The 25,534-nt window shown below is 36.5% G+C and carries 32 protein-coding genes; 2 read left to right on the forward strand and 30 right to left on the reverse strand.

The features are described 5' to 3' along the window. Window positions 1–8: 8 nt before the first annotated feature. Together NK356_RS09110 and NK356_RS09115 are read left to right on the forward strand one after the other, a co-directional pair. A complete protein-coding gene (locus NK356_RS09110; protein ID WP_051934423.1) occupies window positions 9–647 on the forward strand; it encodes a Crp/Fnr family transcriptional regulator in 639 nt (212 codons plus the stop codon). Window positions 648–728: 81 nt separating this feature from the next. Next, entirely contained in the window at window positions 729–968 is a 240-nt protein-coding gene (locus NK356_RS09115; protein ID WP_034697060.1) for a hexameric tyrosine-coordinated heme protein, read from the forward strand. 95 nt (window positions 969–1,063) lie between these two features. On the opposite strand, the gene gcvP is transcribed toward NK356_RS09115, so the two are convergent. The 30 genes from gcvP to tpx form a co-directional block, all read right to left on the reverse strand. Beyond that, window positions 1,064–3,922, reverse strand: coding sequence for an aminomethyl-transferring glycine dehydrogenase (gcvP, locus tag NK356_RS09120; protein ID WP_253316794.1), 2,859 nt, complete (start codon window positions 3,920–3,922; stop codon window positions 1,064–1,066). A 636-nt stretch (window positions 3,923–4,558) separates the two neighbouring features. Beyond that, entirely contained in the window at window positions 4,559–5,206 is a 648-nt protein-coding gene (locus tag NK356_RS09125; RefSeq protein WP_034697058.1) for a J domain-containing protein, read from the reverse strand. 375 nt (window positions 5,207–5,581) lie between these two features. Beyond that, a complete protein-coding gene (locus tag NK356_RS09130; RefSeq protein WP_253316795.1) occupies window positions 5,582–6,115 on the reverse strand; it encodes an alpha/beta hydrolase in 534 nt (177 codons plus the stop codon). Between the two features lie 253 nt (window positions 6,116–6,368). Continuing rightward, window positions 6,369–6,626, reverse strand: a complete 258-nt coding sequence (locus NK356_RS09135; RefSeq protein ID WP_034697056.1) for a hypothetical protein — start codon at window positions 6,624–6,626, stop codon at window positions 6,369–6,371. Window positions 6,627–6,717: 91 nt separating this feature from the next. Further along, window positions 6,718–7,050: a hypothetical protein gene (locus tag NK356_RS09140; RefSeq protein ID WP_034697054.1), complete on the reverse strand. Its 333-nt coding sequence runs from the start codon at window positions 7,048–7,050 to the stop codon at window positions 6,718–6,720. Window positions 7,051–7,061: 11 nt separating this feature from the next. Continuing rightward, complete coding sequence (locus tag NK356_RS09145) at window positions 7,062–7,616, reverse strand: RNA polymerase sigma factor (protein WP_228406519.1); 555 nt, start codon at window positions 7,614–7,616, stop codon at window positions 7,062–7,064. A gap of 677 nt (window positions 7,617–8,293) precedes the next feature. Continuing rightward, window positions 8,294–10,297, reverse strand: a complete 2,004-nt coding sequence (locus tag NK356_RS09150) for a S9 family peptidase (protein ID WP_253316796.1) — start codon at window positions 10,295–10,297, stop codon at window positions 8,294–8,296. 165 nt (window positions 10,298–10,462) lie between these two features. Next, window positions 10,463–10,921 (reverse strand): hypothetical protein, encoded by a 459-nt coding sequence (locus tag NK356_RS09155; RefSeq protein WP_253316797.1) that lies wholly within the window; start codon window positions 10,919–10,921, stop codon window positions 10,463–10,465. 105 nt (window positions 10,922–11,026) lie between these two features. Continuing rightward, window positions 11,027–11,485 carry an SRPBCC domain-containing protein gene (locus tag NK356_RS09160; protein WP_253316798.1) on the reverse strand — a complete coding sequence of 153 codons (459 nt, stop codon included), beginning with the start codon at window positions 11,483–11,485 and terminating at the stop codon, window positions 11,027–11,029. Window positions 11,486–11,573: 88 nt separating this feature from the next. Beyond that, window positions 11,574–12,002, reverse strand: coding sequence for an ATPase (locus NK356_RS09165; RefSeq protein WP_034697315.1), 429 nt, complete (start codon window positions 12,000–12,002; stop codon window positions 11,574–11,576). A 120-nt stretch (window positions 12,003–12,122) separates the two neighbouring features. Then, the gene (locus NK356_RS09170; protein ID WP_253316799.1) at window positions 12,123–12,956 is read right to left on the reverse strand and encodes an SDR family oxidoreductase; all 834 of its coding nucleotides are present in this window, start codon (window positions 12,954–12,956) and stop codon (window positions 12,123–12,125) included. 45 nt (window positions 12,957–13,001) lie between these two features. Then, window positions 13,002–13,868: a VOC family protein gene (locus NK356_RS09175; RefSeq protein ID WP_034697312.1), complete on the reverse strand. Its 867-nt coding sequence runs from the start codon at window positions 13,866–13,868 to the stop codon at window positions 13,002–13,004. A 141-nt stretch (window positions 13,869–14,009) separates the two neighbouring features. Next, window positions 14,010–14,249 (reverse strand): hypothetical protein, encoded by a 240-nt coding sequence (locus NK356_RS09180; protein WP_253316800.1) that lies wholly within the window; start codon window positions 14,247–14,249, stop codon window positions 14,010–14,012. Window positions 14,250–14,284: 35 nt separating this feature from the next. Then, entirely contained in the window at window positions 14,285–14,698 is a 414-nt protein-coding gene (locus NK356_RS09185; protein WP_034697311.1) for an SRPBCC family protein, read from the reverse strand. A gap of 75 nt (window positions 14,699–14,773) precedes the next feature. Next, a complete protein-coding gene (locus tag NK356_RS09190) occupies window positions 14,774–15,205 on the reverse strand; it encodes a VOC family protein (RefSeq protein WP_034697309.1) in 432 nt (143 codons plus the stop codon). An 89-nt stretch (window positions 15,206–15,294) separates the two neighbouring features. Then, entirely contained in the window at window positions 15,295–16,071 is a 777-nt protein-coding gene (locus tag NK356_RS09195) for an alpha/beta fold hydrolase (protein ID WP_034697308.1), read from the reverse strand. 2 nt (window positions 16,072–16,073) lie between these two features. Then, on the reverse strand, window positions 16,074–16,598 hold the full coding sequence (locus NK356_RS09200; RefSeq protein ID WP_253316801.1) for a DinB family protein: 525 nt from the start codon (window positions 16,596–16,598) through the stop codon (window positions 16,074–16,076). Window positions 16,599–16,793: 195 nt separating this feature from the next. Then, window positions 16,794–17,255 carry a hypothetical protein gene (locus NK356_RS09205; protein ID WP_034697305.1) on the reverse strand — a complete coding sequence of 154 codons (462 nt, stop codon included), beginning with the start codon at window positions 17,253–17,255 and terminating at the stop codon, window positions 16,794–16,796. A gap of 29 nt (window positions 17,256–17,284) precedes the next feature. Continuing rightward, window positions 17,285–17,695 (reverse strand): VOC family protein, encoded by a 411-nt coding sequence (locus NK356_RS09210; RefSeq protein WP_047433547.1) that lies wholly within the window; start codon window positions 17,693–17,695, stop codon window positions 17,285–17,287. Window positions 17,696–17,792: 97 nt separating this feature from the next. Further along, window positions 17,793–18,200 carry a VOC family protein gene (locus tag NK356_RS09215; protein WP_253316802.1) on the reverse strand — a complete coding sequence of 136 codons (408 nt, stop codon included), beginning with the start codon at window positions 18,198–18,200 and terminating at the stop codon, window positions 17,793–17,795. Window positions 18,201–18,277: 77 nt separating this feature from the next. Then, window positions 18,278–18,868, reverse strand: a complete 591-nt coding sequence (locus NK356_RS09220; protein ID WP_051934448.1) for a Crp/Fnr family transcriptional regulator — start codon at window positions 18,866–18,868, stop codon at window positions 18,278–18,280. Between the two features lie 275 nt (window positions 18,869–19,143). Continuing rightward, on the reverse strand, window positions 19,144–20,355 hold the full coding sequence (locus tag NK356_RS09225; protein ID WP_034697301.1) for a DUF763 domain-containing protein: 1,212 nt from the start codon (window positions 20,353–20,355) through the stop codon (window positions 19,144–19,146). Between the two features lie 63 nt (window positions 20,356–20,418). Beyond that, complete coding sequence (locus tag NK356_RS09230; RefSeq protein WP_253316824.1) at window positions 20,419–21,579, reverse strand: NAD(P)/FAD-dependent oxidoreductase; 1,161 nt, start codon at window positions 21,577–21,579, stop codon at window positions 20,419–20,421. A gap of 17 nt (window positions 21,580–21,596) precedes the next feature. Continuing rightward, window positions 21,597–22,430 (reverse strand): AraC family transcriptional regulator, encoded by an 834-nt coding sequence (locus NK356_RS09235; RefSeq protein WP_253316803.1) that lies wholly within the window; start codon window positions 22,428–22,430, stop codon window positions 21,597–21,599. 7 nt (window positions 22,431–22,437) lie between these two features. Further along, window positions 22,438–22,842, reverse strand: coding sequence for a glyoxalase/bleomycin resistance/extradiol dioxygenase family protein (locus tag NK356_RS09240; protein WP_034697298.1), 405 nt, complete (start codon window positions 22,840–22,842; stop codon window positions 22,438–22,440). 12 nt (window positions 22,843–22,854) lie between these two features. Beyond that, window positions 22,855–23,202, reverse strand: coding sequence for a VOC family protein (locus NK356_RS09245; protein ID WP_253316804.1), 348 nt, complete (start codon window positions 23,200–23,202; stop codon window positions 22,855–22,857). An 85-nt stretch (window positions 23,203–23,287) separates the two neighbouring features. Next, the gene (locus NK356_RS09250) at window positions 23,288–23,977 is read right to left on the reverse strand and encodes an alpha/beta hydrolase (protein WP_253316805.1); all 690 of its coding nucleotides are present in this window, start codon (window positions 23,975–23,977) and stop codon (window positions 23,288–23,290) included. A 77-nt stretch (window positions 23,978–24,054) separates the two neighbouring features. After that, entirely contained in the window at window positions 24,055–24,249 is a 195-nt protein-coding gene (locus NK356_RS09255; protein WP_253316806.1) for a hypothetical protein, read from the reverse strand. Further along, window positions 24,249–24,629, reverse strand: coding sequence for a Crp/Fnr family transcriptional regulator (locus NK356_RS09260; RefSeq protein WP_253316807.1), 381 nt, complete (start codon window positions 24,627–24,629; stop codon window positions 24,249–24,251). The genes NK356_RS09255 and NK356_RS09260 overlap by 1 nt, the downstream gene beginning before the upstream one ends. An 84-nt stretch (window positions 24,630–24,713) precedes the next feature. Next, the gene (gene tpx, locus NK356_RS09265) at window positions 24,714–25,214 is read right to left on the reverse strand and encodes a thiol peroxidase (protein WP_034697294.1); all 501 of its coding nucleotides are present in this window, start codon (window positions 25,212–25,214) and stop codon (window positions 24,714–24,716) included. Window positions 25,215–25,534: the final 320 nt, after the last annotated feature.

A 25,534-nucleotide genomic window follows, 5' to 3' on the forward strand; every position in this document is an offset into this window, starting at 1 on the left:
CCCAATTTATGGACCATACAAACATTCTTGAAAAATGCCTTCCTGATTTTGGAAAAGAACTGATCGCAGAAATTGAAAAATTCGGAATCATCAAGACATTTTCCACCCAGGATTTTATTGTAAAACAGGGACAGCTGATTCGTTATCTTCCTATTGTTTTAGAAGGGAATGTAAAAGCCTATAGTGAAGAAGATGGAATACAGTTTCTGTTGTATTTTATTCAGCCAGGATCGTCCTGTATTTTTAGTTTTGTACATCTGTTCAATCAACATCCTATTGATTTTTCAGCGATTCCGGAAGGTCAATCAACTATTCTGCTGATTCCTATTGATAAAGCGAAAGAATGGCTTATCCGCTACCCATCCTTTAATAATTTGATTATTGCTGAATTTCAAAAACATTATAATGACCTGCTTCATACTACGAAGCAGATTATCTGCTACAAACTTGAAGACAGGCTTTGGGAGTATTTACAAACAAAAGCAAAGATTTCCGGCACTCACGAACTTGCTATATCACATCAAAGCATTGCAGATGATCTGGGAACGACAAGGGAAGTAATATCCAGGCTGATGAAAAAGATTGAACTGGATAAAAAATTAACACAGGATCATAGAAAAATAAAATTGCTGATCGGTGACTTTTGATACTCATTTCGGAAATACTGACTTATATATTTGTAGTGTACAATAAAAACAACATTTAAGCAGAACATTAAAAACAATACAATGAGTGAACAGATTCAACTAGTCCCAAACAATTCTTTATTAACCAAAACACCTGAAGAAGGACGACAATTAGCCGTAAAAATGGCAAGATTAATTATTAAAGTAACACAACCTGATGCTGCGGTTCGTGAAAAATTACGTCCGGTGTATGCAGAGGATGCATCCATGTTGATTGCCATCGGACAAACTGTCGCTACAGAATTTGCGACTATTGCTGCAGCCAATAATTACTGGAGATAATTTGAGATTACTTCGCTTTATTCGCAATGACATACAAAAAAAACAAAAATCCCTCTCATTACTGAAAGGGATTTTTTATCGTTAAAAAACTGAGATTACATATAAGCTTCAATTGGCTCACAAGTACATACCAAGTTTCTGTCTCCGTATGCTTCGTCTACTCTTGATACAGAAGCGAAGAATTTGTGGTCTCTTACCCACTCTAATGGATAAGCAGCCTTTTCTCTACTGTATGGTTTATCCCAAGAATCAGAGATTACCAATTGTTCTGTGTGAGGAGCGTTTTTCAATACGTTGTTGGTAGCATCTGCTTCACCGTTTGCAATTTCATCGATTTCTTTTTTGATAGAGATCAACGCTTCTGCAAAACGATCAATTTCAGACTTGCTTTCAGATTCTGTAGGCTCAATCATTAATGTACCTGCAACCGGGAAAGAAACGGTAGGAGCATGGAAACCATAATCCATTAATCTCTTCGCCACATCTGCTACTTCAATTCCTAAAGATTTGAACTGACGGAAATCTACGATACATTCGTGAGCTACTCTTCCGTTTTCGTTTGAATATAAAATAGGGAAATGCTCTGCTAAAATTTCTTTCAGGTAGTTCGCATTCATGATTGCATGTCCTGTAGCCTTTTTAAGACCTTCTGTTCCTAACATTTTAATATAAGAATAAGAAATGTTAAGGATCAATCCTGAACCGTACGGTGCAGCAGAAATACCTTCGATAGCTTCTTTAGACCCGATTCTGATGTTCGCGTTAGAAGGAAGGAAAGGTACTAAGTGTTTAGCAACACAGATTGGACCTACTCCAGGACCTCCACCTCCGTGAGGAATTGCGAAAGTTTTGTGAAGATTAAGGTGACAAACGTCAGCCCCGATGTTTCCAGGACTTGTAAATCCTACCTGAGCGTTCATGTTCGCACCATCCATATATACTTGTCCTCCATGCTCATGGATAAGGTTGGTAATTTCTTTAATGTTAGCATCAAAGAATCCGTAAGTAGAAGGATAAGTGATCATTACAGCAGACAAGTTCTCTGAATGAAGTTCTGTTTTAGCTTTAAGATCTTCGAAGTCGATTTCACCATTTTCAAGGTTTTTCACCACTACGATTTTCATTCCCGCCATTGCAGCAGAAGCCGGGTTTGTTCCGTGTGCAGACTGAGGGATCAATACTACGTTTCTGTGGTGGTCTCCTCTTGAAATATGGTATTCTCTGATTACCATTAATCCTGCATATTCTCCTTGTGCTCCTGAGTTTGGCTGAAGAGAAGTTCCTGCAAAACCTGTAATTTCTGCTAAGTCTTTCTCCAGTTCACGGATCATTTCCTGATATCCTTCAGCTTGATTTACAGGCACAAATGGATGAACTGCACCCCAGTTTTCCCATGAAAGTGGTAACATTTGAGTCGCTGCGTTCAGTTTCATGGTACAAGATCCTAAAGAAATCATTGAATGAGTCAATGATAAGTCTTTTCTCTCAAGACGCTTGATGTAACGCATCAATTCTGTTTCCGTATGGTATTTGTTGAATACTGATTCTGTAAGAATTTCGTCTTTTCTTAAATTCTCTTCCGGAATGCTGTATCCTTCTTTAATTTCTAATTTGAAAGTCTGCTTGTCTTTAAACTGAGCGAAAGAAGCCATCAGATAGTTTAATTTCTCTAATGTTGTGCTTTCGTTGATCGCAATGCTTACTACTCCTTCTGTGAAATAGTTTAAGTTTAATCTGTGATCAAGCATCAGTCTTACCAATCTTGCTTTCTCATCTTCAGCCATTGTGATTTTCACAGTATCGAAGATTGGCTCTTCTACTACCTGATATCCTAATGCCTTAAGACCATTTTTCAAAGCATTTGCTTTAAAGTGGATCTGATCAGCAATATAACCTAACCCTTTCGGACCGTGGTAAACAGCATACATACCAGCCATTACTGCCAAAAGAACCTGAGCTGTACAGATGTTTGAAGTAGCTTTCTCTCTTTTGATGTGCTGCTCTCTTGTCTGTAATGCCATTCTTAATGCACGTCTTCCGTACATATCCTGAGAAACCCCGATAATTCTTCCAGGAATATCTCTTTTATAATCTTCTCTACAAGCAAAGAAAGCTGCGTGAGGACCTCCGTATCCTAATGGAATACCAAATCTCTGTGTAGTTCCTACCGCACAGTCAGCACCCATTTCTGCAGGAGACTTTAGCTTAACCAAAGCCATCGGATCACAAGCAACTGCTACCTGAAGATCAAGTTTTTTATATTCTACGATATCTTCTGTATAGTCTAAAACGATTCCGTTTTTACCAGGATACTGTAATAAAATACCGTAATAAGAAGCATCAAACTGGTGTGTTTTATGATCTCCAACTACGATTTCGATTTCTAATCCTTCAGCTTTTGTTTTTAATACAGAAACTGTTTGAGGAAGTACAAGATCAGAAATAAAGAACTTATTAGCTACTGCTTTTTTCTGGTCTTTAGATCTGTTGTTGAAGAACATATGCATTGCTTCAGCAGCAGCAGTAGATTCATCCAATAAAGATGCATTGGCTAATGCAAAACCAGTAAGATCACATACTACAGTCTGGAAATTAAGAAGAGCTTCAAGTCTTCCCTGTGCAATTTCTGCCTGATATGGAGTATATGCCGTATACCAGCTAGGGTTTTCAAAAATATTTCTCTGGATTGCTGAAGGTAAAAGTGTATTGTGGTATCCAAATCCGATATAACTTGTATAATCAGTATTTTTAGATGCCAATTCTTTTGAGTGGTTCAACATTTCGTATTCAGAAAGTGGTTCCGAGATCTCAAGATCTTTCTCTAAACGGATAGAAGAAGGGATGGTTTGAGAAATTAACTCTTCAATACTAGAAACGCCAAGTTTTTCCAACATCGCCTGTTTATCGGCTTCATTAAGGGAAATGTGACGGCTCACAAACTGTTCTGTATTCATTTTTATTTATTAGATTTTGTTTGTAAAAAGATGGGTAAAATTACAATTTTTTGGACGATTGTACAAGAGCATATCCAGGGTGATAATTCACAAAAATATTTGTGACTTTTCTCACAGTTGGTTTTTCATAAGCATCACACAAGTTCAGATTGGTTTTGATAATAATATTCACTATTCCATGCATAATACACAACAAAAAACATCAATTCTTATATAATTAAACACCTTAACTTTATTAAAGCAAAATAAATATTCAACAACATTTACTCTATTGGTTACACTTATCTTTTAAAAAGGCTGTAAATCTTAATTTTATTCAAAAAACAAACTTTAGCTTGATTTATGGTGAATGTAAGAAGTAATGAGATAGCAAATCAAACCCTTTTATTTCTTTATACAAAAGACTTCTCCCGTTATACATCAGGTTTTAAGAATTTTATGAAATTTTATTAATTATATTTATTCTAAATTAATATATTTGCAACATGAATATGATTATCCCATTTAAAGTACCGCCATTGGCACCTTACTCATTCAATAACGAAGAGATGTTCTGTGAAAAGAAATCTTGTTGTAAAAAATTTAAGAAAGGTAAAAGATGTAAAAAATGCCCGGGAAGAAAGAAAATGGCATAAACTAGCTGAAATTTTTTATCAGCATATAAATAGCAATCGCTAGAATAATAATTCCCCAGACCAACATCATAATTTTAGGTTGACCAGATTTGTTAATTCTTGTTCTGGGTTGTGGCTTAAACATTTCCTCCACCGAGTTTTTGAACTTTTCAGAATCGTTCTCAAAAACTTCTGTAATGGTAATTCCCTGAACAACCGTTTTGTGCAAAAGAGAATTCGTTGCATGAAGCAATAGCTGGAATTTCCCGTCTTTAAATTCTGTGATCTTAAAGATCCTCTCTCCATACGGCTTTTCCAATCCGAAAGGCAATACCTTTACTACATCAGCATTGCTCGTCTGCCAGTTGATGATAATCTCCTCTCCTTTTTTCGCATGAATTTTATTCGCTGTAAAAGTTTTGATAGCTGGCGGAATATTATATCTGAAACTTTTCTGATGATTTTCCAGATTCTGATCATAAGTACGTCTAAGCGCACGATCACTTAAGGTCTCATAGGCTTCCTGGATCTCACGGAAACGGTCAGCAAAAAAATCGTCATTGTCATTTTTATCAGGATGATATTTTAAAGACAGTTTTCGATACGCTTTTTTGACGTCTTCTTCCGAAGCATCCTGCGATATACCGAGAAAATAGTAGTAATCTTTCATTGAGCAATACAAAAATAAGGATTTATTTTTCTTTGTGTTTGATGTTTATGGTAAAATTTTGACAGAAAAAAGAATCTAAAAGTCATTGCGAACCGAAGGTGAAGCAATCTCAATATAGCTTATAATCCGTTGGTTGGAAAACGCAAAGACGCTAAGTCTTTTTACAACAAGCTGTATATTTTTAAGGCGCAAGGATTTTATCTCCGATAAAATTGCACTTCTCAACAAATGCTGCGAATTGAATGAGGTCAACAGTCCCTTTGGCATTCCGAGCATAGCAAGGAATCTCAACTTTAATTTCTGCCCGCAAATTTCACAGATTACGCAGATAACTGGGGAATAATTTCAATAAATCATATTCCTTAAAAACATTCTTTATTTCCGGGAAATCCAATCCTTAGTGGGAGTAATCCAATCGTTAAGTGCTTTAAATAGAAAACCGTGGTATAAACCTGTATTAAGTTCAATTTCCTTAAAATCTTTAATATCAGATCTGATCATCCTTTGTTCCTTCGATAACAGCACATGTCCGTCATCCGATTTCTCCGTAATGGAAAGTATTCTTCCATACAACCTGAAGTTTTTATCCTTTTCCAAAGAATCATCTTTGAAGCTGGCTCCAATGAAGACAAACTTCAATTGCGGGTTCTTTTCATAATAAGATACATATTGTGCAATATAACCTCCCTGAGAAGTTCCTACCACTGTTATTCTTCCAGCTGGAATTCCTTTTTTCAGGAGACTATCGATCTGCTTCTTTACCTTCTCAGCATACACCGATGGATCTGTACCTGCTTTTCTTTTCTCAGAAATAACAATTATATTTTGATCCCTTAGTTTGTTGAGTATTGTTTCATATTCTGCAACACCATATTGGGGATGTTTTTCCTCAAAAGAATGATCTTCCAAAAATTTATTATGTAAAAAGAAAATGTATTGTTTTTGTTGTGACTTTTGGCCAAACAATATGATCGAAAAAAACGAGAGTATGACAATAAAAACATTTCTAAACCTCATCATAACCTGAAATAGCTTTTAATTAGAAAGAAACAAATATAGTATTAAAAAGCCTTTACTGGGACTATTTTATATAAAAATTCCGGCGCGGGAAGCTTTGCTTCCCGCGCCGGAATTAAACAATTTCAATTTAGTCCTGTATGGATTATGCTTCACACATATTATCCTTCTTGCAGCATCTTGAATGGAATTCTTTTTTGAATTTCCCTTTCAGTTCCTGATAGTCTTCCTCATTCATTTCTCTGATCTTATCTGCCAGTCCGAAAGGAGATTTTTCTTTAATTCCATATTCATCAAAAATACCTTTGATAAATCTTTTTCTTTGTATTGCTTTTTTAGCAATTAAGGCTACACCTACAACGGCTAATGCTCCTAGAGCTCCTTTTAATGCTGAATTTTTCATTTTTTCAAAATTTTAAATTTTACTACTTCTTGTTTTTTATAGAGACGAATGAATTCTGATTTTACTTTACTACTTCTTTAAAAATTTCAAATTATTCGTTATTTCTGTTGAAGAATCCTCCCGAGCATTTATTTCTCCAAACCTCTTTGAATTTCTCTCTTTCCTCCGGGGATAAGCCTTCCATTTTCTCTCTCATTTTTCTTTCCTTCAAATCTCTCATTCCTTTCCCGAAATGGAAACCACCGAAAAGAATTTTGCTTAGGATCAGTATTCCCATGGCCTGCCAGAAAGTAATGGTTTTAGCTCCTAAAATCTCCGGAAGAAGGCAGTTCCAAAGCATCATTACAATCCATGTAACGGCAACTAAAATTAATGGCGGGCATAGCAATAAAAAAAACCAACCCTTTTTGTGTTTATGATTCATAATTTCTTTTTCTAACTTTTTAAATCTTCGTATAACTTTCTCAATCTGTTTCTCAAGTGCTTCACAGCATAGTTTTTTCTACTGATGATGGTTTTGATGTTTTCTCCCTGTTCATCGGCGATCTCCTGGAGGGTTTTGTCGTTCAGTTCGTTTTCTACGTAGACCAGCCTTTGTTTTTCGGGAAGTTCATCAAGCGCTTCAAACAGTTTTTTCCAGATCTCATCCTGAAACATCTTCACTTCAGGACCCGCACTTTCATCCATCAAAAGGATATCCTTGATAGAAAAACTGCCGTCTTCATCTTCATATACGAAATCTTCAAGATTTTCTGTTTTCTTTTTTCGGTAACGGTCTGTAATTTTATTTGCCGTCACCCTGTACAGCCAGCCCCCAACGTTTACGATCTCCGAGAGATTCGTAAGGCTACTGAACTGATACCACACTTCCTGCAGAATATCTTCCGCATCCTCTGTGTTTTTCACTTTCGGACGGATATAAGACATCAGCTTCCCTCCGTAGTTGGAAACGGTCTGTGAGATGATGCTTTCTTTCTCCTTTTGTGGCATTGTTATTTTTTCGACAACCTCCATATGGTTATGACGGCTGAACTTTTGGTTTTACTTTAATAAATTTAAAATATTTTTCTTAAAATTCAATTTTTCTTTTATTCATCAATGTTTTTTATCTCATAAATTTTCAACAACTTACGCATAAATTATTTTTCAGAAGCTTTTTCCCGCTATCCGCTCATACTCCTCACGCCCAACTATCCCACATTCTTTCCCTCCGACTCTCCCACTCATGTTCCGGGGTAACCGCTGCTATCGGGGCTAGGGATATCAATGATGAATGATAACGCAAGGGTGCAAAGGGTTTATAATCATTGTACAGAATGGTAAGATTCAAGAATATTTCAGCTTCGCTCAATATATGATTTTCAGCAAGCAATCTATTATTTTTCTCGCAGATCATGCAGATTACACAGATTTTTTCCATGATCATCTGCTTTATTTTCAAAATCAACGAGAGGATTTAAAAATATGCAGTGTTCAATTTTATCGGAGATAAAATCTTTGCGCCTTAAAAATATACAGCTTGTTATAAAAAGACTTAGCGTTTTTCCAATCATCAAAGTAATCAAAGTATAAACATAATGAGATTGCTTCGCTTTGCTCGCAATGACATTATCCATAAAAAAACGGAAGACCTAAGTCTTCCGTTCAAATGCTATTTAATTAATAGTTTATTTATTAAAATTTTCTGCAAAGAATCCTAACATCGATTTGTAAAGTTCAATTCTGTTCGGTTCTTTTCCAAATCCGTGCCCTTCATCATATTTTACCAGATAAGGAACTTCAAAACCTTTGGCACGCATGGCTTTTACAATCTGATCAGATTCGTTAATGTTTACTCTTGGATCATTGGCTCCCTGTACTACGAATAGCGGTTTCTTAATCTTATCAATCTGGAACACTGGAGAAACTTCTTTCGCAATTTTCGCTTCTTCAGGATTATCAAGATCATACCAGATCTGTTTTACCATTTCTTTATATGGCTTCCAGTATTCCGGGAAAGAATCAAAGAAAGTAAAGATGTTGGATACGCCTACGTAATCTACTCCACAAGCATACAGATCAGGAGTTTTGATCAATCCCATTAATGTTGCATATCCACCGTGGCTTCCTCCGTAAATGGCTACTTTATCTTTATCTACCCATCCTTGTTCAATGGCGTATTTTACACCATCTTCCACATCATCCATCGCTTTTCTTCCAATCTGCTTGTAACCCGCTTTCTGAAATGATTTTCCATATCCTCCTGAAATTCTGAAGTTCACCTGAAGCGTAGCATATCCTCTGCTTGCAAACAGCTGCGCTTCCGGATTGAATCCCCAGCTGTCTCTGATTCCCTGCGGGCCACCGTGAGGATTCACAATCATTGGAACTTTTTTACCTTCCAGCGCTGCTTTAGGCAGTGTGATATATCCATGGATGGTCATTCCATCTCTGCTTTTAAATTCGATAGGTCTCATTTCCGCCATATCTTCTTCTTTCAGCTGAGGCATCAGGTTGTAAAGAAGTTTGGTCTGCTTGGTTTTGGTGTCATATTCATAATAAGTTCCGTAGAGCTTATCGCTTCCTACCACAACCAGAAGTTTATCATCATTATCATCAGAAGAAACAATTCCAAATTCTTTGTCTCCGAACTGAGATTTTAATTGATCATCTATTTCCTTGTAAAATTTACTTACCGGAACCGTTTCTCCTTTTACTCCTTCATAACTGATAAAGTCCAGTTCATAATTTCTGTTTTTACCGGCAGTACTTATTGAGCTTACATCGTATACAGGATTTGAATAGATCTCCTTAATCACAGCATTCTTTTTCAGATCATACAGGACGATCCTCGCTTTATCACTATCCAGATTCGTTACAACGTAAGCTTCATCTTTATTTTTAGAGTTATCGTTAAATGCTATAATACTGAAGGTATCAGACCAGTCTGTAGATTTGATCAGATTGAATTTTCCTGTCTGCAGATCTTTATAATAGGTTTTTGTAGTTAATCCGTTTTCAAGAACACTATAACCTCTCAGATTTCCATCTTTATCAAAAAGGTAATCGTCAATAGGGTTGTTGACATCTTTATTTTCATACAGTTGGGTCATTTCCCCTGTAACGAAATTGATTTTAAACGGTTCAAAGATTTGTTTATTATTCTTATTCATCGTTACCACTACAAAATCAGTATCTTTTATAGGAATAATGGACTGTACTTTCACCCCGTCAAATGGTGTCAAATCTTTCTGATTTCCCCCATCAGTGTCTGTCGCATACAAATGAATATTTTCATTTCCGCCTCTATCCTGAGTATAGAAAAGACGTTTTTTGTTCAACCATCCATATCCTCTTACCAGATCATCTTTTTCCACAATAGCTTTGGTAATTTTTCCTGTACTCAGGTCTTTTACATAAACATGATTTTTTTTCTCCTCGTCTTTTTCTTTATAGGAAAGGTATTTCCCGTCAGGAGAGATCTTAAAGGCTGAAGCTTTTGGTCTTGCAAAATAGTCTTCGACTTTATATTTAAAGTTTCCTTTGTCGTAAGAAATCAGTTTCTCAAGATTAGCCTTGGAAGATGGCAAAGTAGGATCTCCCGGCAGTTTAGCAGTAGAGCTCTGTGCGTTGGTCATAATGGTAGATAGTACAATAAGGGCTGTACCGAAAATGTTGTGATTTAAATTCATAACTTATGTTTTTAAAGGTTAAATTTACTTAAGTATTTAATTTTTAAGGTAATAAAAACAAATTCATTTATACAATAAGACACATTACTACCACAAAATGTTACACGATTTGATTAAAAAAATTTCAATTATAAGAAAAGACAGCCTTAATGACTATCTTTTTATCTAATGTAAATAAATTCCGAAATACCATGTCCAGACGATCAGAATAATCTGCATGGGAATTCTTTGAGTGTAAAGGTATTTCATTCCCGGACCAGTGTAATCAGCTTTAAAAATATTAATCTTTTTCCTGGAAGAATTGATATTGGCTATAAAAACCAATACATAGAAAATAATGAGTAAAATAGCTGTCATCTCACGAATTGACGGAATCATCAGTCCGATTCCTGCTGCAATTTCCAGAACTCCGGTAAAGTACACCCAAAACATTCCGGCAGGAATAAAATCAGGAATCATCATCGCCATTCCTTTTTGAAATTTAAAATGAGAAAAACCTGTAAATATGATAAAAACAGCCATTCCCAGGTTTCCTGAAAATATAAAATCCAGCTTCCCCTGAAACAAAAAAGTCCCCAGCAAAGCCAGAATAAAAGTTGCGAAAAGTATGACGAGTAATTTCATTTTTAGGTGGTAGAGATGTTGTAGATATTAGGTGACAGGTAGCAGATATTAGTATTCAGGGTAAAATAGCAACTCTAAACATTAAACATTAAACATTGAACTTCATCAAACTGAACCCAAACTCACTCCTTCTGCAAGGCTTTTCACAACCATTAATCCTTTTGTGAAGCCTGTGTTCATGTGATCCTGCCATTGTTTTTCTACCTGAACTTCAGCATGAAGTTTTGTTTTTCCGCCAAAGTCTATCAGAAAGTATTTTTCAAAACTTCCGTTCCATTCCATAACTTCCTTACTCTGGGTATCTTCGTTTCCCTCTTTATCCACCATTCCCAGATGTTTAAATACAATCTGGTTAGGTTCATCCAGGCTGTCTATGGTTGAAACCATTCCTTCCCCATGAGCATTAAGGAAATAGGTTTTTCCGCCTACCTTCCAGTCGGATTTCATAATAGATCCTGCACCGAAATACTTGGTCCATTCGCTGTACGTTTCAGGATTCCAGAGGATGTCCCATACTTTTTGCAAAGGAGCATCAATTACTGTTTCGTATGATAAGGTTTCCATTTGTTTCATTTTTTTAAGTGGTCATTGTGAGCAAAGTGAAGCAATCTCAAAGCTCAAATGATTTTTCTTTTAGTTCAAACCGAATTGTTTACAACTGATTTTCTGAGAGATGTTTCACGATTGACATTGCCTTTGGAAATTTCTCTTCAAAAAATTCTTTAAATTCTGCCGGCGTCTGAATTTCTGTTTTCAGTAAAGTTCCTTCTTCGTTCTCTTCAAGAAAGTAAGCTTCTGTGGCTTCTCCCCAATCCTTAGGCACTTCAATACCGTCATAAATTTCACCCAGATGCAGAAATTTTATTTCTTCGTTGGGAATCACTTTTTCTACTCTGCTGTACATCCCATTGTTCTTAGGATCAAGAAATTTGACAATATTATTTTCTTCCAGCGTTCCCTCATAAAAAGAACCATCAGTAAAAGCTGTTGTCCATTGTCTGTAGGTAATGTCTCCCCAAAGTACACTCCATACTTTTTCAGCTTCTGCATTGATTTCTATTTCGTATGATAATTTTTCCATATATTTTTTAAGGTATTAGGTTGTAGATAATAGGTTGCAGGTGATTGGGTTTGAGGGCTTGAGAGTCAGAGGGTTTTAGGGTGAGAGAATTCTAAATTCTAATTTCTAACCTCTAACTTCTTATCCTCCGACAAAATCACCGCCGTTAATGTGAATTATTTCTCCTGTGATATAACTTGCATCTTTGGAAGCAAGAAAAACATAGGCTGGTGCTACTTCAGAAGGTTGTCCCGCTCGTTTCAGCGGAGTATCTTTTCCAAATGAGGAAAGATCATCAAAAGCTTCTTTCACCAAAGGTGTCCATATTGGTCCGGGAGCAATCCCGTTTACCAGAATTTTCTTTTCTGCAAGGTTATCTGCCAAAGAACGGATAAAAGATAAAACAGCACCTTTTGTTGCGGCATAATCTATTAAGTGGTCGCTTCCACGATAAGCTGTGACAGAAGTGGTACAGATTATTCTTCCTCCTTTTTGTATCAACGGGAGAAAATTTCTGGTGAATGAAATCATCGACATGATATTGGTATCAAATGTTTCCTGAATCTGTTCATCAGAAATTTTTTCCAGAGTGCTTTTTGAGGTATGAATTCCTGCATTATTAACAAGAATATCCAGGTTCTTCCACTCTTCTTTAATTTTGTCTGCACATTTGGCTCTGAACGCTTTCCGGGTGAGATCTCCTTTAACCAGAAGACACTTCTGCCCTTCTTTTTCAACCAGTTTTTTGGTTTCTCTGGCATCATCGTCACTTTCTTTATAGATAATGGCGACATCTGCTCCTTCTCTGGCGAAATGAACCGCTACAGCCTGTCCTATGCCGCTGTCTCCTCCTGAAATAACCGCTTTCTTACCCTTCAGCTTCCGGCTTCCCTGATAATCGTTCCTGATAATTTCCGGAAATAACCCTTCTTTAGGGACTTTTGACTTAGATTTTGATTTGTTCTGTGTTTTCATAAGCAAATCTTTTCTCTAAATTACATCAAACAATACGCCGAAAGTTTAAGAATTATAAGCATCTTCCAGATCCTGGATGATAATTTTCTGCATTTTCATCATTGCCTGAACTACTTTATAAGCTTTTTCACGATCAGCATCATTCATTAACTGGATAAGTCTTTTAGGAACAATCTGCCAGCTTAATCCATATTTATCTTTCAGCCAGCCACACATGCTTTCTCTTCCTCCGTCTGCCGTAAAAGTATTCCAGTATTTGTCAGTTTGATCCTGGTCATCTGTCATTACCACCAATGATATTCCTTCATTAAAGTCAAACTGATGGTCATAGGAATTATCCATACAGAATAAGCTGTAATTATCGATCGTAAAATGAGCATGCTGAACATTTTCTGCTGGTTCTGGTATATCATGGCCTTCACTGCCTGCTCCATAGGTTAATATATTCCCGATACTTGAATTGGGAAAAGTTCTGGTATAAAGCTCCATTGCTTCTTTAGCTTTTCCATTATTCTGATGGATAAACATCAATGTAGGAATTATTTTCTGGTCACTTGCTTTTTCTCCTAAAAACAACTGCCATGTTACTCCATATTTATCCTGAACCCATCCGTATTTCGGACTCCATGAGTAAGATCCCAGTTCCATCAAAGCTATTCCGCCATCCAGTAACTGATCCCAGTATTTTTGAACTTCGTCTTCTGTTTCACAGATTACCATAAAAGATATAGAAGCATTTTTTTTGAATTGCGGGCCTCCATTCAGAAGCATGATTCTTTGTCCAAACAAATCAATGTTCATCACAACAGGAGTATCTGCTGTGATTTCGCCTCCAAAAACTTTACAATAAAATTCTGCAGACTGCTTGGCGTCTCCATCATACCAGAGACATGGGAAAATATCGTTATTCATAATTTTAAATTTTAACAAGAAAAATGTATTTATACTTTTAAATTCTCTATACAAAAGCAAAACGGATCTTATGCCTTTACATTGAAACGACACTATTACGTTTTACTGTAAGACACTGCAAATTTTCTACTTGTATATTTATTATGCTTCTTTAAAGCAGACCTGATTTTCTTTCATGTAATTCTTCAGCTTCATCATCGCATTTTTACCGAAACCATGCAGCTGCATGATTTCTTTTTCGGAATAATCTGAAAGTTTTTCCAAAGAATTTATTTTTTCTTTTTCTAAGGCTCTTCTTGCAGGTATTGCAATAACTCCGTGAAGGAATTGCTCTGCAGAGTCATAATTAAAAGCATAAATAGAGTTTAAACTCTTTGACATGATAACTAGATTGATCATGGCTACAAAAAATATTGTTAATGATTCTCAACATACTTGTGGAAGTTGTTGAGAATAGCATACCAGCCATCTCGCTGCATTTCCACAGAATTTTGTTTTTCCGGATCGAAAATTTCAATGACTTTCGTTGTATTCTCATCTATTTTATTGAAAACAACTTCTACTTTTCGTCCGTCCTCCATGTGGTATTTAATGACCTCATGAGGAACTATTTCATCATATACTCCTTCAAAATCGAATCCGAAACTTTTGTCTTTCGCTTCCATTCTGTTTTTGAATTTGCCCCCTACCGTAAGGTTATTTTCAGAACTAGGACACTGCCAGCTTTCATGAGCGAAATTCCATTTCGTGATATGTTTGGGTTCATTGAAATAACTCCAAACCTTTTCCACCGGTGCTAAAATTGTAATGTCTATTTTAATTGGATCCATAGTTCTATTTTTTAAGTTTGAATAAAGAGATGCCCATTTTTGGGCAACTCTTCATATAATTAGTTAAATATAAGATTATTTTGCGTATTCGTCATTATAGTTCACCATCCAATGAACACCGTACTTATCCTGGAAACACCCAAAATAGTCTCCCCAAAACTGATCTTCAATTGGCATTTCTACATTTCCGCCGTCAGAAAGTTCTTTAAAAATCCTGTCTGCTTCACTTTTGGAATCAGGGAAAATAGAAACATAATTGTTGTTTCCTACCGTAAGAGTCTGCCCAAACCCCGGTACAATATCAGATGCCATTAATAAATCGCCTCCGATAGGCAGAGCAATGTGCATTACTCTGTTTTTTTCTTCTTCAGAAAGATTTTCTGTTCCGGGAGCATTTCCCATTTTATGAATTCCTCCAACGAATTCACCACCGAAAACAGTTTTGTAAAAATTGAACGCTTCTTCTGCTGTTCCATCAAAATTTAGGTATGGATTTAATTTAGCCATGATTTTTAATTTTAAAGTTATTATTATAAGATATAGTTTCTACTGTTGGTCCATTAAGAATTAATTAATTTACTATGAATAAAAAATGCTTAATGGTTTAAAAATTTCACCACTTCTCTGACGGTAAAGTCTATTAGATGGGTATCCATACTTCCGTCAAAGTCCGGCATCATATAAGTGCCATGAGTGGCAGGAAGGATCATTAATCGTGAATCTTTTACCAGCCTCCACATTGCTGCTGTATGTTCCGGCTTCATCACATCCTGATCTCCACTGATAAATAATGTGGGTGACTTTATAGACGTCAGCACCTCATCATCCCAATCTTCGAACGTTTGCATCCTTGTGCAGTCTTTCTCAAAAAGGTTTTCCAGTTTTGAAAAATCCGGATTGAGATTTAAAAAATTAATTTTAAAAGGTTCCGGCATTGATTCGAAAGTGGCTTCCTGCATGCCTTCAAAAAAGCCGTCTATCATCCCGTTTCTTTTATAAAAAGCTGAAGCAACGACCAATTTTTCAACTATTCCCGGATGACGATGGCCAATCTGCATTACGGTACTTCCTCCATTACTGAATCCCCAGAATGAAGCTTTCCCGATAGTAAGTTCTGCTAAAAGTCCGGCTACATCATCAGCATCCTGTTCAAATCTTTCAGGAATATCCCGATGTTCACTTCTGCCATGATTTTGTAAATCGATTCCTATCAACTGAAATTGATCTTCCAGTCTTGTAATGACTTCTTTAAAATCATAGAGCATGGAAGAACCACCGCCATGAATCAATACCAAAGGCTTTCCTGATCCATAGATTTCATAATACAATTGGATTCCGTTGACTTTTTTATAGCCTTTTTCTACTGGATTCATTGTTAATACTTAAGATTTTCGTCCACGTCATACTTCATGCCCGGATAATCTAAAATTCTTCGCATTAAGCCTATCTGTCCGCATAAATAGTCTTCACGACCGATAGACATTCCGACAAAATTGAGTTTTGTTTCTTTAATGAAAGGGATATTCATTCCTATTTCAAATATTTCATCCAGCTCTTCATCGGTTACTTCATGAAGTTTTTGAAATACTTTGGCAGAAATAGCATGAAAGTTTTCTTTTAATTCAGCAAGCGTTGGATACTTAAAACTTGTATCCAGTGCTTTTCCCTGGAAAAATAAATCGCTGTAGGGATCTTCGTCACGAAGTCCAAGTACCCAGCCTAAGCCATAGCGCATGTTGATAAAGTTTCCTGCCATCCATACGATATGATTGGTTTTATTCTCAATTCTTTTCAAAGCGTCTTCTTCCGAAATGCCGTCCAAAACATTCATAAAGCTTTGGGAATGCATTCTGTAAGCCGGAATAATGACTTCCATTTTTTTTGATTTTGGTGTGTCCATTTTTAATTAGAAGTTAGAAATTAGAGTTTAGTAGGTTGGAGAAACGCGAGGGCGCTAATAGTTTTACAAACTATGCGTTTTTAAGGCGCGAGGATTTTATCTTCGATAAAATTGTATTCATTTAAAAATGTAATACTAATATTTCAGCGATGTACTTGTCATTCCGAGCAAAGCAAGGAATCTAAAAATAGCATGCTATTTTATAGCACCCGGTTTTCCTAAAATTCTGCGGAGATAGCCTAGCTGTCCGCTGTGATAGATTTCATGAAGGCTGAGAGTGGATATATCTTTAATCATTTCAGCCTGAAAGCTTTCAAGAGTGCTGAGTTTTGCTTCCAGCTTATCCTGAGATTGTTTCAGATAGGATTTTAAATCTTCAAAGTTGACCAATTCATCTTTTCGATCCAAAGGCATTTCTCCTCTGTTGTAACAAGAAAATTTTTCACTGTCCCAGACAGATTCTTCTCCTAAAATATTCAGTAAAGGATTTCTGATTTGGATCAAATGCCCAAGAATCCAGTTCATACAATTGGCTTCACCATTAGGAAAAATCATTGATTCTTCGTGGGTAATACCGTCAATATTCATCGTAATTACATAGTAGTTACTGGCTACCTGATTTTTGATGATTTCTATATCGTTTGACTGTGTTTCCATTGGATGTATATTTTTGTGATATGAGCAGACTATTCGGCAGGAATCTGAGAAACATCTCCATGCATTACTTCCCACTGATGGCCATTGATATCTGCAAAACTGCTTTGATACATCCATCCGTAATCTACAGGTTCACTGTATTTTGAGCCTCCGTTTTCAATGGCTGTTTTTACCATACCATCTACTTCATCCCGACTGTTTACCCCGATGGCAAGAAGTACCTGAGTAGTATCTCCTTTCGCAAAAGGTCTGTTGGTAAAAGTTTGGAAAAATTCTTCTTTAAGAAACATTGTGTAGATATGATTTTCTTTCATCACTACACATATTGCTTTATCATCTGAAAACTGTTCATTAATAGAAAAGCCAAGCTTCGTCCAGAATTCTCTGGTTTTTTGAACGTCTTTTACGGGTAAATTGACGTAAATATCGGTAATGTTCATTTTGTAAATTTTAGTGGTGATTGTTATCCAAAATTACCAGGATATGGTGAGAATGTGCTTGCCATAGGACAAGATTTGATTTTAATTTGGATTTAAATTATTCAGTCGGCATTTGAGACATATCGGCAAAAGTGATATTCCAGCCATGCCCATCCAGATCCCAGAAAGAATTCTGGTACATCCATCCGTAGTCCTGAGGCTCTTCATGTTGCCACGCTCCGTTCTCTACAGCGGTATTTACGATTGTATCCACTTCTTCACGACTGTCTAAGCCTACTGCTACAAGAACCTGACTGGTATTTTCTTTGGCAACAGGTTTATTGGTGAAGGTCATAAAATAATCTTCCTGCAGAAACATAGCATAGATGGTATCATTCAAAACAACACAGGTTGCTTTATCATCAGAGAATTGTTCATTGATAGAAAAACCTACCTTAGTCCAGAATTCTTTTGTTTTCTGTACATCTTTTACCGGAAGGTTCACATAAATTTGGTTGACTTTCATTTTTCGTAATTTTAGTGTTAAACTGTAATCCAAAATTACCGAGGTACAATGAAAATCTACTTGTCATAGGGCAAGATTTAAATTTTCTTAGGATGGGAGACGATTTCCTTACGGATACGGCTTAAAGAAGTGTCTGTAACTCCCAGATAGGAAGCAATTTGTTTCAAGGGTGCAAATTGGATGACTTTAGATTTCTGCTCAAGCAAATTAAGATATCTTCTGGTGGCAGAAAGGGTAAACATTTCTACAGATCTTTGTTTGTAGGCAAAAAGTTCCTGAGACATCCACGATCTTCCCCATTCTCTGAGGTTTGGGATTTTATGGAACAATTCCTGAAAGGTATCATAATCCAGCCTCCAGCATTCACAGTCTGTAATACAAACGATATTTTCCTGAGAGGGAACTCTCTGAAACATTGACAAAACCTCAATAATGACTTCATTTTCTACAAAAAAATGAGTAGTTACTTCATTTCCGTTGAAATCATTCACATAGGAACGCGCCAATCCACTTTCAAGAATATAATATTCATTGGCCGTTTTTCCTTCTTCAAGAATGAAATCACCTTTCTGGAAAGATGTTTTTTCATGAGCCTGAAATATTTCAGCAAGCTCTTCCGGGAAAAAGAAAGGGAAATCATAACAAATTTCTAAAGCTTTATTGGTCATTGGTGTCATTTTTTTAAGTCTTTAAAAGTAAAATTTTTAATTGAATTAAAAGTAAAAAACATTAAACAAAGAATATAATACTTTTATAAAAAACAAGATACCACACTGAAATAAAAGACATTTCTAAAGCCGATAGTTTTTAAACAGTTATTTAAGACATATCATTTCTGACCACCCCGTCAAAAATTCTTTGAATTTTCGCCACCCCTCCGGAGGATGGGAATGACTATTGGCCGATGATAACAATCGTAAACTTTTAAAAGAAATAGTAAAACCTAAAACAGAGAAAGCTGGATCGCTTTTGGAGGATTGGGTTTCTGGGCATCTCCAAACACGGTTTTTCCACCGAAACGCCATGAATTTTGTCTTTCTTCTTCAATCACCTGCTGGATATCAAAATCCGGTGTAAAGTCTTTTTCTGCTTCAGTGACAATCTGGTGAAGCTTGTTTAAAGAATTCAGCTTATCAGAATTTCCCAGCTTGGATTTTTCAATTCCTTTTCTGAGAATGCTGATACTTTCGTCATACGTATTAATCGGGACAGGGAAAGGATGTCCGTCTTTACCACCATGAGCAAAGGAAAACCTTGCCGGATCAGCAAATCTTGAAGGCGCTCCGTGAATCACTTCACTTACCAAAGCCAATGACTGCATGGTTCTTGGCCCTACTCCTTCCAGCATCAGCAAGTCTTCAAAATTCTGAGGCTGCTGTTCTCTGGTCACATACAGAAGTGCTCCGAGACGTTTCAAATCAACATCAGAAGCCTGAACATCATGATGGGCAGGAAGAATCAGTCTTGCAAAATCCTTCATCACCTCAGCCGAATCGGTATGGGAAATATCCAGAATTCCTTTTCTGTTTTCCGAAGCTTCAGTATCGGTAAGGTTAAGAATTTGACCTCTTGAAATTCCATTGATTCCTGTGTGAGGTTTTTCTACAAATGAAGTGATATTTTCGGAATGCCAGTGATATCTTCTTGCTGTTCCGTCGGATTCATGCATTCCCTGTTGAATAACGCTCCAGTTTCCATTATCTGAAAGAATGAAATTGTGCAAATACAATTGATAACCATCCTGAATGGCTGTATTATCTACTTTTGCAGAAAGTTTGCTGGCTCTTACCAGATCTGTTCCGTTCAATCCGGTTTTATCTGCAATCCTGATGAGTTCTGAAGGAGTTTCTCTGGATAATTTCCCTTTTCCACCACAGATGTAAAGTCCCAAAGATTGTGAATTAGGGTTAATAGAACGTTTCAAAGCGCCCATAACGGAAGTGGTAATTCCTGAAGAATGCCAGTCCATTCCCATCACTGCACCAAAACTCTGAAACCAGAACGGATCTGCCAGTCGACGCAAAACTTCATCTTTACCGTAATCCATCAGAATGACTTCAATAATGGACAGTCCCAGAACAGACATGCGCTCATACAGCCATGGCGGTACTTTGCCATAGTGAAGAGGTAAATCTGCTGTTCCTGAACGTTTCATTCTGTTTTTAAAATGTAAAGGTAAGTTTTATTCCTCTTATTTTTTAATGATCCGAATCATTAATTATTGGATAAAGCTTGTAAAAGAGAAGTTGACATCACGCATTTCCAGTTCGTTTTTATTGGATTCAAACTGTGCTTCTTTGGCATAAAGAAACATTTCTTTTTCATAAGTGTTAATAGCTTCGGAGATGGTTGGATATTTTCCTTCTGTCAGATTTTCTGATAAGATTAAAGCATCCAACAAACCGGTATTCACCCCTTGTCCTGCAAAAGGTGGCATCAGATGAGCGGCATCACCAATTAATGTTACAGGCAACAAACGGTTATTTTTCCAGGATTTTTCTAATGGAATTCTTCTTGTTGGCAACCCTACAAAAAATGAAGTTGATTGGAATAATTGCTGATAAAGCTCACTCCATGAAGAAAATCTTTCAGAAAGAAACTGACGGACCTGTTCAGTATTTTGAAAATCTAAAGTACATCCATCTTTCCATTCTTCAGGTTTTTTGAATATAACTCCATACGTCAAAGCACCATTATTATAAGGATTGGCTACCAATAAATTGCCTTCAAAAGCTGCCATCGGTCTTTTCCCATCACACCAGTTGAAAAATTCGGGACAAGCTTTTTCAGGCTGAGGAACATCTCCCTGAATGATAAACGTTCCCGTTTCTTCCACTTCTGCTTCCGTGACGTATTTTCTTACTTTGGACATTCCACCATTAGCTCCAATCACCAGATCAGCAGTTACATCAGGTTTGTCTTTAAAATGAAGCAGCCATTGTCCATTATTCTCTTCCATTCCTGTAAAATTCATATCCCAGATTACGGTATCATCTGCCAGACTACCAAGCAGCATTTCTCTCAGATGATTTCTATTAATTTCTGGATTGTCATATTGATTTTCGGGAGTAATTTCTTTTGTAAACAGAATATTTCCCTGTTCATCGGCAATTTTGATTCCCATGGGTAAGGCTGCAGCGTAATATTGATCCAACAGACCCGCTTTTTTCATCGCTTTCTGTCCTGATTCTTTATGAAGATCCAAGGTTCCGCCCCAGACTCTTGTCTGTGCATTCAGATCTCTTTCATAAACATTTACTTCAACGCCTTTTTGCTGTAACAGAACAGCCATTGTTAAACCAACAGGCCCGGCACCAATGATAGCCACTTTTTTATGATTCAGTACCATAATTTTTAATGTATTTATTAGGTACAAAATTCAGAAATGCAGTTGTATCATGCTTGTACAAATGCGACAAAATCATTGCTCAAGGTCTGCTTTCTCTTTTTGGCTTCTCTAGCGAAAACAGCAGGTGTTGTGCCACTATAACGTTTAAACTCTCTGCTTAAATGAGATTGGTCTGTATATCCAAAATCCTGTGCAAGTTCAACAATGGGAGTCTCAGGAGCATTCCACAGACGATTTCTTATCTGCTCAAAACGCATAATCCCGGACACATCTTTTACCGTATGACCGGAAGATTGTTTAAATTTTCTTTCTAACGTCCGAACCGTTGTATGGGCTGAGTCAGCCACTTGATTTACAGAAATGGCTCCTTTATTTTTTCTCATGGCAGCCCCAGCTTTAGAGAGGAGACTGTCTGCTGTAATATTTTCATGCAATTTCAGAAAATATTGTTCTACCTGGGCAATAGCTTCTTTTATTTTTCCTTGAGCAATGAGATCAGTCAATATAGTTTGAAGCTGTGCAACAGGATGTCCGAATGTATGAACTCCGTTTTCCGTTTTTTCTGATGAAAGCTCCAGCAAATCAAAAACAGCCCATGGGAAACATCTGATTCCGATAATTTCCAGTTGATTTTGAGCATGAAAAAGAGCTGGCTGATTGAGCAGTCCCATGATAAACGGAGAAGGTAAAACCTGTAGAATTCCCTGATGAGAAATACTGCATCCGCTTCCAAAATGAAAAATAATTTCTGCATAACCATCCGGAAGTACTGTGAATTCGGACAGTTTTTCTCCATAATCTCTTCTGTTATACCAAAAGCATTTGATGGTATCCTTTAATTCTTCCGGAGCTTCAAACTCCTGATGTACACTGGAAAACATAGCTTTATCAATCGTGTGAGTACAGTTCCAGATCTTTGTGCTTTACTTCATTGTATTCTTCTTCAAAGGTAATTTTATTTCCAAAAGGATCAATTACGGTAAAAGATACTGCTCCGTAAAATGTTTTTTCAAGTCCGGGACGGTTGTATTTGTATTGTTTATCAATCAGTTCTTTGTGATATTCGGGAACGCCTTCACCCCAGACAGCAACCCTTGTTCCAGGTGTTCCATCCCCGTGATGTTCACTTAAATGGAAAATGATATTTTCTCTTTTCACTTCCATATAAACGGGTGTATTTTCATCAAAATAATGTTCCCAGACGATCTCAAATCCCAGCCAGTCTACATAAAATTCTTTTGTTTTCTGATAATCGAAAATTCTTAATACAGGAATAATTCTATCTGCTTTCATTGTACAATGTATTTATTGGTGAGACAGTATATTGATCAACTTCTGAAAAGGATCTTTAACGAAAAATCTTCGAACTCCCCAGTCCTCATTAGTGAGTTCGTAAGTGATTTCAAAACCGGCATTTTTCATTTTGTCATACACTTCATCCAGATTGTCCACTTCAACAGAAAGATCGGGAACTTCCGTATCATTTCCTCCCTGTTCGGCAAAGCTGATCTGAATTTTAGCTTCTTCTTCGTTACCCAGCGTTTTAATCCAGCCATGATCCATCAATACATCGAGTTCTAAAATATCCTGATAAAATTGATGGGCTCTGGAAAGATCATTGGTTTTAATATTGGCTACGATTCTTGTTACCATTTCTAAAGTATTTTTTCATTAAAAAAGCCTTGTGAAATTACGTAAAATTCACAAGGCTTAATCAATTATTGTACTGTATTTTGTATTAAACGGAAGCAGCTGCCTCTAAAATTAATTGGGTAACTTCTTCCGGATGTGATGCCAATGAAGCATGTCCTGCATCTAAAGAGATTATTTTCTTTGGTTCAAGGCGTTCTGCCATCTCTTTTTCTGTTTCTGCGGGAATCATACGGTCCTGCAACGAAATCTGATACCAACTTGGGCGCATTTTCCATGCCGGTTCACCTGCTACATCACCAAAACACTGTCCGTGAATAGGTTTTTGCGATAGTGACATTACCAGAGCTTTTTCATCGTCTAAGTCCTGACAGAAAGCAGATTTGAATTCATCATATTTAATCCATAAGAAACCTTTGTTATCAGGATAAATACTTGCTCCACCTGGAGATTCTCTTCTTCCTAACAGAGATCCCAGACTGTCTCCTGCATCTGGTGCGAAAGCTGCAATATATACCAGTCCTGCAACTTTATCATGATGCCCTGCTCCTGAAATAACGGCACCGCCATAAGAGTGTCCTACCAGAAGTACTTTCCCTTCCTGGACATCAATAAGATCTTTTGTCTTGTTAATATCGTCCTGTAACGATGTTAATGGATTCTGAACACTTCTTACTTTATACCCTGCTTTTGTCAGTGAAGGGATAATGTACTGCCAGTGTGATCCGTCTCCCCATGCTCCGTGTACCAAAATAATGGTTAAATCTTTTTGTTCCATAATGATTGTGTTAAAATTTGATGATGTTTGATGATGATAAAGCTACGGTTTAAAACATGGGTGGACGTTAACTTAAGTTAATTAACAATACGGCTTCTGATACGGCTGAGTGATTGTTCTGTTACGCCAAGGTAACTGGCAATGTGTTTCTGGGCAATTTTCTGAAAGAGTGCAGGCTGTTTTTTAACAAGATTAAGGTATCTGTTTTCAGGGGAAAAGCACAAAAGATCATCGATCCGTTTTTTGGCATCCAGATAAATCTTTTCACTCATTACTCTTCCGAACTGCTGCCAGTACGCTTCTTTTTATATAAATCCTGTAAATGGTCTTTGCTTAGCAGTAGAATTTCACAGTTTTCGAGAGCCTGAATATTCATATTGGATACGGTATCACAAAGAATACTTTCGTAATCAGTAAAAAATTCATTTTCGAAATAGAATCCGAAATTAATTTCGCGTCCCTGATCGTTGATGTAAAAAGATCTGATGGTTCCTTTTTTAATAAATCCCAGATATTTGCATTTTTCCCCCTGTTTGAGGAAAAAATCGGATTTTAAGAGCTTTGTGTCCTGAAGTAAGGCATAGAATTCTTCAAAATGATCGGAGTCTACCTGAAAAAGTTCTCCATATCTCTGATAATTATTTGACGTCATTTGGTGTGATTTGATTTGGTGTTATATTCAAAAAAAGCCTTGCAAAAATGATATTCACAAGGCTTTTCTACAAAAATTATTTTATTATTTCAATGCTGCAAGAGCGGCATCATAATTAGGTTCATTAGCAATTTCCGGAACCTGTTCTGTATAAACTACTTTATTGTTTTCGTCAGTTACAATTACCGCACGGCTCAATAAACCTTTCAAAGGAGAGTCTGCAATAGTCACTTCATAATCATCTCCGAAGCTACTTCTGAAGTCTGATAGCGTTTCCACATTATTCAATCCTTCAGCTGCACAGAATCTTCCTAATGCGAATGGAAGATCTTTAGAAACATTGATCACAACTGTATTATCAAGTTTTGAAGCCTCTTCATTGAATTTTCTGGAAGAAGCAGCACAAGTAGGCGTATCAATACTTGGGAAAATATTGAATACTTTTTTCTTTCCTGCAAAAGTTTCAAGAGTTTTTACCGCTAATCCTGAATCTACCAATGTAAAATCTTTTACAGTGGTTCCTACTGATGGCAATGTTCCTATTGTGTGTACTTCGTTTCCTTTTAAAGTGATTGTCGTGGACATAATATTTATTTTTAAAGTTTTTCAAATTTAATCAAAAAAGAAAATTTTATCCGTTTTATTATGGTTAAATTAATCTTAAAGTGAAAATAAAATTCATCCGTTTGATAATCAAGTCTCCAAACAAAAAATTCACAATTTCCATACTCTAAAAAATGAAGATTTTATGGGCAAAAAGTTCAGCTTATGAAAATTGTAAAATTGTTTTTAAAATAATTATGAAAGGAAGTGAAGCATAAATTATACAGATATAAAATTAAAGAGTCAAAAGCGTGTTTTTTTATGGAAATATCTTAAATAAAACAATGATATTTACTAAATTT

The organism is Chryseobacterium sp. S0630, from assembly GCF_024158915.1.
Classification (GTDB): domain Bacteria; phylum Bacteroidota; class Bacteroidia; order Flavobacteriales; family Weeksellaceae; genus Chryseobacterium.

Bases quoted from the DNA above. Each gene is read 5' to 3' on its own strand.
- NK356_RS09255 (WP_253316806.1), bottom strand. From the start codon at position 24,249: ATGAGTGAAAAGATTTATCTGGATGCCAAAAAACGGATCGATGATCTT.
- NK356_RS09185 (WP_034697311.1), bottom strand. From the start codon at position 14,698: ATGGATCCAATTAAAATAGACATTACAATTTTAGCACCGGTGGAAAAG.
- tpx (WP_034697294.1), bottom strand. From the start codon at position 25,214: ATGTCCACGACAATCACTTTAAAAGGAAACGAAGTACACACAATAGGA.
- NK356_RS09125 (WP_034697058.1), bottom strand. From the start codon at position 5,206: ATGAAAGATTACTACTATTTTCTCGGTATATCGCAGGATGCTTCGGAA.
- NK356_RS09115 (WP_034697060.1), top strand. From the start codon at position 729: ATGAGTGAACAGATTCAACTAGTCCCAAACAATTCTTTATTAACCAAA.
- NK356_RS09200 (WP_253316801.1), bottom strand. From the start codon at position 16,598: ATGGACACACCAAAATCAAAAAAAATGGAAGTCATTATTCCGGCTTAC.
- NK356_RS09210 (WP_047433547.1), bottom strand. From the start codon at position 17,695: ATGAACATTACCGATATTTACGTCAATTTACCCGTAAAAGACGTTCAA.
- NK356_RS09180 (WP_253316800.1), bottom strand. From the start codon at position 14,249: ATGTCAAAGAGTTTAAACTCTATTTATGCTTTTAATTATGACTCTGCA.
- NK356_RS09140 (WP_034697054.1), bottom strand. From the start codon at position 7,050: ATGAATCATAAACACAAAAAGGGTTGGTTTTTTTTATTGCTATGCCCG.
- NK356_RS09150 (WP_253316796.1), bottom strand. From the start codon at position 10,297: ATGAATTTAAATCACAACATTTTCGGTACAGCCCTTATTGTACTATCT.
- NK356_RS09260 (WP_253316807.1), bottom strand. From the start codon at position 24,629: ATGACGTCAAATAATTATCAGAGATATGGAGAACTTTTTCAGGTAGAC.
- NK356_RS09145 (WP_228406519.1), bottom strand. From the start codon at position 7,616: ATGCCACAAAAGGAGAAAGAAAGCATCATCTCACAGACCGTTTCCAAC.
- NK356_RS09215 (WP_253316802.1), bottom strand. From the start codon at position 18,200: ATGAAAGTCAACCAAATTTATGTGAACCTTCCGGTAAAAGATGTACAG.
- NK356_RS09235 (WP_253316803.1), bottom strand. From the start codon at position 22,430: ATGTTTTCCAGTGTACATCAGGAGTTTGAAGCTCCGGAAGAATTAAAG.
- NK356_RS09170 (WP_253316799.1), bottom strand. From the start codon at position 12,956: ATGAAAACACAGAACAAATCAAAATCTAAGTCAAAAGTCCCTAAAGAA.
- NK356_RS09225 (WP_034697301.1), bottom strand. From the start codon at position 20,355: ATGAAACGTTCAGGAACAGCAGATTTACCTCTTCACTATGGCAAAGTA.
- NK356_RS09135 (WP_034697056.1), bottom strand. From the start codon at position 6,626: ATGAAAAATTCAGCATTAAAAGGAGCTCTAGGAGCATTAGCCGTTGTA.
- NK356_RS09190 (WP_034697309.1), bottom strand. From the start codon at position 15,205: ATGGCTAAATTAAATCCATACCTAAATTTTGATGGAACAGCAGAAGAA.
- NK356_RS09195 (WP_034697308.1), bottom strand. From the start codon at position 16,071: ATGAATCCAGTAGAAAAAGGCTATAAAAAAGTCAACGGAATCCAATTG.
- NK356_RS09240 (WP_034697298.1), bottom strand. From the start codon at position 22,842: ATGAAAGCAGATAGAATTATTCCTGTATTAAGAATTTTCGATTATCAG.
- NK356_RS09155 (WP_253316797.1), bottom strand. From the start codon at position 10,921: ATGAAATTACTCGTCATACTTTTCGCAACTTTTATTCTGGCTTTGCTG.
- NK356_RS09165 (WP_034697315.1), bottom strand. From the start codon at position 12,002: ATGGAAAAATTATCATACGAAATAGAAATCAATGCAGAAGCTGAAAAA.
- gcvP (WP_253316794.1), bottom strand. From the start codon at position 3,922: ATGAATACAGAACAGTTTGTGAGCCGTCACATTTCCCTTAATGAAGCC.
- NK356_RS09160 (WP_253316798.1), bottom strand. From the start codon at position 11,485: ATGGAAACCTTATCATACGAAACAGTAATTGATGCTCCTTTGCAAAAA.
- NK356_RS09110 (WP_051934423.1), top strand. From the start codon at position 9: ATGGACCATACAAACATTCTTGAAAAATGCCTTCCTGATTTTGGAAAA.
- NK356_RS09245 (WP_253316804.1), bottom strand. From the start codon at position 23,202: ATGGTAACAAGAATCGTAGCCAATATTAAAACCAATGATCTTTCCAGA.
- NK356_RS09250 (WP_253316805.1), bottom strand. From the start codon at position 23,977: ATGGAACAAAAAGATTTAACCATTATTTTGGTACACGGAGCATGGGGA.
- NK356_RS09205 (WP_034697305.1), bottom strand. From the start codon at position 17,255: ATGGAAACACAGTCAAACGATATAGAAATCATCAAAAATCAGGTAGCC.
- NK356_RS09220 (WP_051934448.1), bottom strand. From the start codon at position 18,868: ATGACCAATAAAGCTTTAGAAATTTGTTATGATTTCCCTTTCTTTTTC.
- NK356_RS09175 (WP_034697312.1), bottom strand. From the start codon at position 13,868: ATGAATAACGATATTTTCCCATGTCTCTGGTATGATGGAGACGCCAAG.